The following is an 8,663-nucleotide window of genomic DNA, read 5'->3' as shown; positions in this document are numbered from 1 at the left end:
AGGCCAACAGCTTCGCCTGTTCAATGCCCACCATGACGAGTACGGCTTCCAGCCGATCGTCGTGTTCGATGGTGCGGGACGGTTCGTCAGCGCGATCCTGCGACCGGCCAAGCGGCCGAGTGGGGCTGAGATCCGCCCCCACCTGCGCCGTCTGGTGCGGGCGATCCAGATCAACTGGCCGAACATTCGAATCCTGCTCCGCGGCGATAGCCCTTATTGCAACCCGCAGGTCATCGACTGGTGCCGCGCCAACGACGTCGACTTCATCTTTGGCCTCGCGCCCACCACGACCCTGCGCAAGCATGTCGCGGATCTGGAGGCCAGCACGACCGCGCGCTTCGAAGCGTCGGCCAAGACAGGCAAGGTCCGCAGGTTTCGTTGACGGCGCCGCTAGTTGGAGCCGCGTCGAGCGCATCATCGCGCGGGTCGAGGTCGGCGCCCACGGTGGCGATATCCGCTTCGTCCCCCGCCTGCCATCACGCCGGAGCAATCCCGGCGCCTGACGAGGCGCGTGGAAAAGCACCGCAACGGCGACCACAGCGTCGCTTCAGGCCGTCAAAAGCTTATCGCCGTGCATCAAGGCGGCTAGATGGCAACGAGGCTTATGCCGCCCGAGCATCGCAGCTAAGTATGCATGAGGGGTCGTCCCTTCAAAATACTTGATACATTTGCGCTTGCGTAGCTCCTTGCATACGCTCGATGCCAGGAGGAGACCTCTGTTCTAAACGCTCGCATCGATGCAACGCCGTTGACACCATCATCGCGGCGACCGCTTTGCCGCGGCCGCCGCAGCCCTTTTCGAGCATGACGATCATGCCGGCGCCATCGCAGTGATGCACTTGCAAATTCAGAGATGCACTCTGGCCAAATGCTAGGTGCCCAGCATATGTCCGGCATCCCGCAACGCCGCTACGAAGAGACGGGCATTGCCGTTGGCATCCATCTTGGCCTGCATCGACAGGGGCATCCTGTGCCAGCTCTCCAAGGCCGCAATGTAATGTGAGAACATACCGTTAAACGATGCAATAGTGGGTAACTAGGCCGTGTCCGTCTAACGCCAGCACGCCGAATTGGCCGCCGTGATATCGGATGGCTGCGACCCGCTGGACCTACGCGTCACCGTCGATCCGCACGTTGAAAAGCAGGCTGCCGCGGCTCCTGGTGGCTATCTCGGCGGCTTTTTCAGCGAAGCTCAACGAGAGCGAGCGGACGCTTTCGACTGCCATCTGTAAAACCATCAAGTTCAGTTCATCCACTGCCATAAGGTACCTGTGCGCAAGACATGGGTGATTGCAATCGACCACACCGCTTGTTCACAGATGTCGGCTCACGACCGGTTATTCAGGGTTCGCCGGTTATCCATTGAGGGCGTGCTCATCAAAATGATCCTGACGTGGAATGCGCTGCATCTACGAAGCGCGAGGAGCAGGCCAGCCAAAGCTGTCGCGACAATTGATCTCATAATCCACCCCGATATCTGGATTTCGGCATCGCTGAACATCCCTGGTAAGTGAGCTGTTTGCGGCAAGCCCATCTCGGCTTTGTACTCCGAACACGTTGCAATGGCGTCGCTCGGCGCTCGGGACCGACAGGCTCTGCTCGTCGAGAACTTTGTCCCCCGAGAAGCGTTCGACTTTGAGCATTCCGCTGAAGGGTGACGTCTCGCCAGTCCGTGTCCTTGCAGCTCACCGCGATGGCTTTTTGCGCATCGCACGCAAGCGCACGAATTGGTCTCCGTTCACTTCACAAAATGGTTTTCCTGAAGTACTGGAGCGCAGAGAAATCTCCGGTCGCAGCCTACCCGGTTAAAACAAGGACCCAACGATGAAGACTCTCGTCGTCTGCTCCGGCGGATTGGATTCCGTTACTCTTGCCCACAAGGTGGCAGCGGAGCACCAGCTGACCGGCCTGCTATCGTTCGATTACGGCCAACGGCATAGGAAGGAATTGGGCTTCGCCACCCTTTGCGCGGAGCGCCTGAGTGTCCCGCAGCGAATCATCGATATCCACGAGATCGGCGGCGACCTTTCCGGCTCCGCGCTGACCGACAATGTGGACGTGCCCGACGGGCACTATGCCGAAGACACGATGAAGATAACGGTGGTGCCCAACCGGAACGCCATCATGTTGGCCATTGCCTTCGGCCTCGCCGCAGCGCAAGACGCTGACGCAGTGGCGACGGCCGTGCATGGTGGGGATCACGTTGTCTATCCCGATTGCCGTCCGGCCTTCATCGACGCTTTCCAGATGATGCAGGACCACGCGCTCGACGGCTACGCGCAGATTCGCCTTTATGCACCCTATGTGAACCTGACGAAGGCGGACATTGTTACGGATGGAGCCACATACGGCACGCCGTTTGCGCAGACCTGGTCCTGTTACAAGGGCGCCGAGCGTCATTGCGGGAGGTGCGGGACCTGCGTCGAGCGGCGTGAGGCGTTTCACGTCGCTGGGCACCCGGACCCAACCGAGTATGAGGACCCCGACTTCTGGCTCGGAGCGCTGCGAAGGACCACCGCGTAATGTTCCGCATCACCAAGGAATTCCACTTCTCAGCCTCGCATCAGCTCACCTCATTGCCACCCGATCACCAATGCGCGCGCCTGCACGGACATAACTACATCGTCGAAGTGGAGCTTTCAGCGGATGGACTGGACGATCACGGCTTCGTGCGCGACTACCACGACTTGGCGCCATTCAAACGCTACATCGACGAGAGCTTCGACCACCGGCATCTCAACGACGTGCTGGGACACGAGCAAGTCACGGCGGAATATCTGGCCAGACATTTCTACGACTGGTGCAAGGCACGCCTGAGCGAAACCGCGGCCGTGCGGGTGAGCGAAACGCCGAAAACCTGGGCGGAATACCGGCCATGACGAATACTCATCCCGCAATCCGCGTTAGCGAGATTTTCGGGCCGACGATCCAGGGCGAGGGCGTGCTCATAGGTTTGCCGACGATCTTCGTCAGAACCGGCGGGTGTGACTATCGCTGTTCCTGGTGCGACAGCCTCCATGCTGTGGACAATCAATTCCGCCATGAATGGGAGATGATGTCCGTTGGGGCGGTGTGGAAAAATGTGCTTGCCCTTTCCGGTGGCCGCCCGCTGATGGTGTCGCTATCAGGCGGCAATCCGGCCATCCAGCCGCTCGGCGCGCTCATCGACCGGGGCCATGGTGACGGTTACCGTTTTGCGCTGGAAACCCAAGGGTCGCTTGCCAGGGACTGGTTTGCGCAGCTTGACGTGCTGATCCTCAGCCCAAAGCCGCCGTCAAGCCGAATGACGACAGATTGGGCCGCTGTCGAGGCGTGCCTCCAGGCGGCACAAGGCAAGCCCCAAGTCGTGCTCAAGCTCATTGTTTTCGACGAAAGGGACTACACCTACGCGAAAGACGCCGCTGCGCAATTTCCGCAACTTCCGATCTATCTGCAGCCCGGCAATCACACGCCGCCACACCCCACAAATGATGACGCGCCTGTCGACCTTGACGGAATATTGAAGCGCATGGAGTGGCTGGTTGACAGCGTGACCCGCGACAGATGGTTCGAGGCCCGCGTGCTGCCGCAGCTGCACGTTGTGCTCTGGGGTAACAAGAGAGCCGTCTAGCCCAGGCCCTTTCCACTGGAACTGCGCCGGCAGAATTCGGGTGAACGGGTGGTTCAGGTCGAAGGGAGCTGTCGCCGACAACCATGATCCGACAGGCAGGGCTCGAGCGGACGATATCGTCGCTGCGCCAAGACGCGTCTGGTCCGCTCAGAATCTTGTCTCGATAGACGGTCGCCGATCAACAAACGTACCGCGGTCCATGATCGACTGAGAGGCATGACCGTTCCTCTGAGTGCTCAGACTGCCGCCGAGTGCCTGGCCGTTCCAGCTTCGAAATATTTGTCGAACCTGGCCGCGATGCTTCGGACGAAAGGGCGACTTTCAGCCGGCACAACGAATCTGTCGCCATCAAGTTCAAGCAATCGAACCGGATCGTGGAGGGCCATGGAACTTGACTGAAGGAGGAGCCTCTGGCCGGCCTCGCCGAAGCGTTCCACCAGATCGATGGCCGAGAAGGCGAAGTCGCACATCAAACGTTCGATGATCCAGCCGCGAACGCGGTCGTCGTTGGAAAGTGCGATACCCCGAACAGCGGCCAGCCCGCCGTCATCAACCATGCGTCTATATTCGCTGGTTGAAGGCATGTTCTGCGCATAGCCTTGCCGAAACTGGCTAATGGATGACGGGCCGAGCCCGATCAAGATTTCGCAGCAATCGTCCGTGTAGCCCTGAAAGTTCCGGTGCAAAGTCCCGGTGCGGGCGGCAAGGGCCAGGGCATCGCCGGGTTTGGCGAAATGGTCGAGCCCGATTGCCTCGTATCCATTGTCTACAATCGCCTGTGCAGCCAGTTGCGACTGGGCAAAGCGCTCCGCGGGACCCGGCAACCAGGCCTCGTCGATCATCGTCTGGTGTTTCTTGAACCACGGCACATGGGCGTAGCCAAAAAGCGCTATCCTGTCGGGTTCCAAGGTCAGCGCCTGCGCGACGGTGGAGGAGACGCTCTCCCTCGTCTGGTGCGGCAGGCCGTAGAGCAGGTCCAGATTCACGGACTCGACCCCGCGCGAACGAACACCGTCGACTACAGACTTGGTCTGCAAAAAGCTCTGCTCGCGGTTGATTGCCTTTTGCACCTTCGGATCGAAATCCTGAACGCCGAGGCTCGCCCTTGTCATGCCGATTTCGGCAAGCGCATCGAGGCGGGCATCGTCCATATCGTTGGGTTCGATTTCAACGCTGATCGTGGCGCCGGGAAGAAAGCCGAAGCTGTTGCGCAGGGCGGTTCCCAGCGCCGCCATATCTTCGGGCTTGAGCATCGTCGGCGAACCACCGCCGAAATGGACGGCACGCACACGACCTTTGCCTCCAACAAGACCGGCGACGGTAGCGATCTCGGCATGCAGTGAGCGCAGATATGTGGTCACCGGTTCGTAATGGCGTGTCTGCTTGGTATGGCAGGCACAGAACCAGCAAAGCTTGTCGCAGTATGGGATGTGCAGATAGAGCGAGATTTCGTCGCCCTCGTCGAGCCGCTGTAGCCAGCCACGACAAACGGTAGCGTCAACGCTTGCATTGAAATGCGGCGCGGTCGGGTAGCTCGTGTAGCGCGGGACGTTCTCGCCAAATCTGGCAACTAGCTTTTGTCGCATGTCGTGGTCCACCGTGTTTGCGTCGCCCGAACTGTGGATGCTTGGATGAGCCTAAGCCCTGATTTCGATCAACCTTCAGCACGGACAAACTGCCGCAAGGATTTTTCTACCGTGGATGCTATCCTGCCCGCACGGACCGGTAGAGCGATCGAATGACATTACGGCAGGATATTCACAGTTCCGGCATCCCCGTTCTTTGCCTGTCTTGCGAGGCACGGCGCCGCGGTGTCTGTGGCGCGCTAGAGCCAGACCATTTGGCTCAGCTCGCCAAGACGTCGTCGCGGCACAATATCGAGCCGGGGGTCGAACTGATCGGCGACGCCGAGGCGGTCGACTGTTATTCGAACGTGCTTTCAGGCGTGGTGAAGCTCACGAAGAGCCTGTCAGATGGACGCCAACAGATTGTCGGCCTGCAGTTCGCCCCGGATTTTCTGGGTCGGCCCTTCAAGATGAAAAGTGCGATCAATGCGGAAGCGGCAACAGCTGTCTCGCTATGCTCGTTTCCCAGAGCGGCCATCGAACGGATGATGAAGCAGTCACCCGAATTTGTGCATCGCCTGCTCAAGCAGGCGCTGAACGAACTTGACGAGGCACGCGAATGGATGGTGACTCTGGGGCGCAAGACCGCACCAGAGAAGGTGGCGAGCTTTCTCCTCATGATTGCCCGGAACATCGACTCCAATGTTGACCCGACGGCTAGCTCGACGTGCTTCGAGCTGCCGATGACGCGTGCCGACATTTCTGATTTCCTTGGAATCACGAACGAGACGGTGAGCCGTCAGCTGACCAGCCTGAGAATGGACGGCGTGATTCGGATCGAGAACAACCGCCGCGTCACCGTGGACAGCATGAGCCGGCTGGAACGGCGCTGCGGCGGCCGAGGCGCTACAGCCGTTTGAATGACGCAGAAGCTGCATGGCCCCCGTCACTTACTTCATTCGGGGCAGGGCATGCTCGCGTTGGGCTCAGAAGAAGTCGCGTAGCGACAGCCCGTTCTCCATCCGATCGTATGCGCCCGTTGCGTTTCGGCTCGTCGGCGAAGCATCCACACTTGGCCGAAGTCAATACGCCTCATCCGCAGGGGAAAATCGCCGTCTCCCCAAGCCATGAATGTCACGACGGCAGCGTAACGCTGGCGCTGGCTGTTCCAAGGCATTGAACAATCGGGGTTCGGTAGGGCATCGACCTGCTTTCCAGCGTCGCAGAAGGTGCGCTCCCCACACGCCCGCGGTCGCCTCCGCACCCGGGGCCCGACCGGGGACGCCAGGCCCCATCCATAAACGGGCGGCCGGTGGTGCGCTTCCACATTCGATCGTCGCAGTCTGATCGCACCGAACTCGATGCTGCTCGAGCAAAATGGTGCGCCTCTGACATGGATCAGGGCGAGCAGGCGACGGCTGCGCAATAAGGCACCGCGGTTTGGCATCCGCCGGAATTGGAAATCGGGGCTTGCGATGAAATTCGGCAAAGAAATCGTGCTTCTAAGCCTGTTCGCATTCGCGGCTTTGGTGGCGGCTGGCGCTGGGGTGGATGAACCCTTTCGCCAGCATATGTGGGTCTTGTTCTTCGCCTTGGCTGGCTTCACTGCGATCCTACTGCGTAACACTGAGTTCAAGCCTGCCGCTCCGATCGACCCGTCCGCTTACATGGACGGGCCAATCCGCTACGGCGCCATCGCCACCATGTTCTGGGGTGTGGTTGGCATGCTGGTCGGGGTGGTCATCGCGCTGCAGCTTGCCTATCCCGATCTCAACATCCAGCCTTGGTTCAACTTCGGCCGCTTGCGGCCTCTGCACACCTCGGGCGTCGTCTTCGCCTTCGGCGGCAATGCGTTGCTTTGCACGTCTCTCTATGTCGTCCAACGCACATGCCGCGCCCGGCTGTTCGGTGGCGATCTCGCCTGGTTCGTGTTCTGGGGCTACCAGCTCTTCATCGTCATGGCCGCGACCGGTTATCTGCTCGGCATCACCGAGAGCCGCGAATATGCGGAACCCGAATGGTATGTCGACATCTGGCTGACCATCGTCTGGGTCGCCTACCTGATCCTGTTTCTGGGCACCATCCTGAAGCGCAAGGAACCGCACATCTACGTCGCCAACTGGTTCTACCTTTCCTTCATCGTGACCATCGCGATGCTGCATGTGATCAACAACCTGTCGATGCCGGCCTCCTTTCTCGGCTCCAAGAGCTATTCCGCATTTTCCGGAGTCCAGGACGCCCTGACGCAGTGGTGGTACGGCCACAATGCCGTCGGGTTCTTCCTCACCGCCGGCTTCCTCGGCATGATGTACTATTTCGTGCCCAAGCAGGCCAACCGGCCGGTCTATTCCTACCGTCTGTCGATCGTCCATTTCTGGGCAATCATCTTTCTCTACATCTGGGCTGGGCCCCATCATCTGCACTACACGGCCTTGCCCGACTGGGCGCAGACGCTTGGCATGGTGTTCTCGATCATGCTGTGGATGCCGTCATGGGGCGGCATGATCAACGGCCTGATGACGCTGTCGGGCGCCTGGGACAAGCTGCGCACCGATCCCATCATCCGCATGATGGTGATGGCCATCGCCTTCTACGGCATGTCCACCTTCGAGGGCCCGATGATGTCGATCAAGACGGTCAATTCTCTGTCGCACTATACCGACTGGACCATTGGCCACGTTCACTCTGGTGCGCTCGGCTGGGTCGGCATGATCTCGTTCGGCGCGATCTACTTTATGGTGCCGAAGCTGTGGAACCGTGAACGGCTCTACTCGCTTCGCCTCGTTACCTGGCACTTCTGGCTGGCGACGCTTGGCATCGTTGTCTACGCCGCGGTGATGTGGGTGTCCGGCGTCATGCAGGGCCTGATGTGGCGCGAATACGACGAGCAGGGCTTCCTGGTCTACTCCTTCGCCGAAACCGTGGCCGCTATGCACCCTTATTACATCATGCGCGCCATCGGTGGGGCCATGTACCTCTCCGGCACCCTGATCATGGCCTGGAACATCGCCATGACCATCCTCGGCTACCGGCGCGAGCAGGATCCGATGCCGCGCTCCACCCCCGCCCTCCAGCTTGCGCGATGATGAGACAGAAAATGAGGTTGATGAACAGACACGCGGTCATCGAGAAGAACGCTACACTTCTCCTCCTCGGGTCGCTGCTGGTCGTGACAATCGGCGGCATCGTCGAGATCGCGCCGCTCTTCTATCTCGATAATACGATCGAGAAGGTGGAAGGCATGCGCCCCTACTCGCCGCTCGAACTTGCCGGGCGAAACATCTATGTCCGCGAGGGCTGCTACCTCTGCCACAGCCAGATGATCAGGCCGTTCCGTGACGAGGTCGAGCGCTACGGCCACTACAGCCTGGCGGCCGAGTCGATATACGACCACCCCTTCCAGTGGGGATCGAAGCGCACCGGACCGGACCTCGCTCGCGTCGGTGACCGCTATTCCAACCTGTGGCACGTGGATCACCTGACAGATC

Annotated in this window: 9 protein-coding genes and 1 pseudogene; 7 read left to right on the top strand and 3 right to left on the bottom strand. The window is 60.1% G+C overall.

All coding sequences use genetic code 11. The annotated features are described in order from the left end of the window. Positions 1 to 464, top strand: a pseudogene (locus NKH38_RS32775) (transposase); the annotation flags it as partial. A 186-nt stretch (positions 465 to 650) separates the two neighbouring features. Here NKH38_RS32775 and NKH38_RS32770 read toward each other — a convergent pair. Both NKH38_RS32770 and NKH38_RS32765 read right to left on the bottom strand, forming a co-directional pair. Continuing rightward, the gene (locus NKH38_RS32770) at positions 651 to 815 is read right to left on the bottom strand and encodes a hypothetical protein (RefSeq protein ID WP_023685557.1); all 165 of its coding nucleotides are present in this window, start codon (positions 813 to 815) and stop codon (positions 651 to 653) included. Positions 816 to 1,109: 294 nt separating this feature from the next. Next, positions 1,110 to 1,256, bottom strand: a complete 147-nt coding sequence (locus NKH38_RS32765) for a hypothetical protein (RefSeq protein WP_352765648.1) — start codon at positions 1,254 to 1,256, stop codon at positions 1,110 to 1,112. Between the two features lie 568 nt (positions 1,257 to 1,824). Here NKH38_RS32765 and queC point away from each other — a divergent pair. The 3 genes from queC to queE are packed head-to-tail and all read left to right on the top strand — an operon-like array spanning position 1,825 to position 3,610. After that, positions 1,825 to 2,523 carry a 7-cyano-7-deazaguanine synthase QueC gene (gene queC / locus NKH38_RS32760; protein ID WP_352765646.1) on the top strand — a complete coding sequence of 233 codons (699 nt, stop codon included), beginning with the start codon at positions 1,825 to 1,827 and terminating at the stop codon, positions 2,521 to 2,523. Continuing rightward, positions 2,523 to 2,879: a 6-carboxytetrahydropterin synthase QueD gene (gene queD / locus NKH38_RS32755; protein WP_023673552.1), complete on the top strand. Its 357-nt coding sequence runs from the start codon at positions 2,523 to 2,525 to the stop codon at positions 2,877 to 2,879. The genes queC and queD overlap by 1 nt, the downstream gene beginning before the upstream one ends. Continuing rightward, on the top strand, positions 2,876 to 3,610 hold the full coding sequence (gene queE, locus NKH38_RS32750; protein ID WP_023707020.1) for a 7-carboxy-7-deazaguanine synthase QueE: 735 nt from the start codon (positions 2,876 to 2,878) through the stop codon (positions 3,608 to 3,610). Before queD ends, queE begins: the two co-directional genes overlap by 4 nt. Before the next feature lie 236 nt (positions 3,611 to 3,846). Here the strand turns inward: queE and hemN are convergent, their stop codons facing one another. After that, the gene (gene hemN, locus NKH38_RS32745) at positions 3,847 to 5,196 is read right to left on the bottom strand and encodes an oxygen-independent coproporphyrinogen III oxidase (protein WP_352765650.1); all 1,350 of its coding nucleotides are present in this window, start codon (positions 5,194 to 5,196) and stop codon (positions 3,847 to 3,849) included. Between the two features lie 152 nt (positions 5,197 to 5,348). Between hemN and NKH38_RS32740 the strand changes: the two genes are divergently transcribed. From NKH38_RS32740 to ccoO, 3 genes are all read left to right on the top strand, one after another. Then, entirely contained in the window at positions 5,349 to 6,095 is a 747-nt protein-coding gene (locus tag NKH38_RS32740; protein WP_023708062.1) for a Crp/Fnr family transcriptional regulator, read from the top strand. Positions 6,096 to 6,650: 555 nt separating this feature from the next. After that, on the top strand, positions 6,651 to 8,261 hold the full coding sequence (gene ccoN, locus NKH38_RS32735) for a cytochrome-c oxidase, cbb3-type subunit I (RefSeq protein ID WP_023707017.1): 1,611 nt from the start codon (positions 6,651 to 6,653) through the stop codon (positions 8,259 to 8,261). Between the two features lie 11 nt (positions 8,262 to 8,272). Further along, positions 8,273 to 8,663 (top strand): cytochrome-c oxidase, cbb3-type subunit II (ccoO, locus tag NKH38_RS32730; protein WP_352904855.1); only part of this gene is annotated, 391 nt, incomplete at its 3' end.

This window comes from Mesorhizobium sp. M1078 (assembly GCF_040318615.1).
Classification (GTDB): Bacteria; Pseudomonadota; Alphaproteobacteria; order Rhizobiales; family Rhizobiaceae; genus Mesorhizobium.
This window is presented reverse-complemented; position numbering and strand designations above follow the sequence as displayed.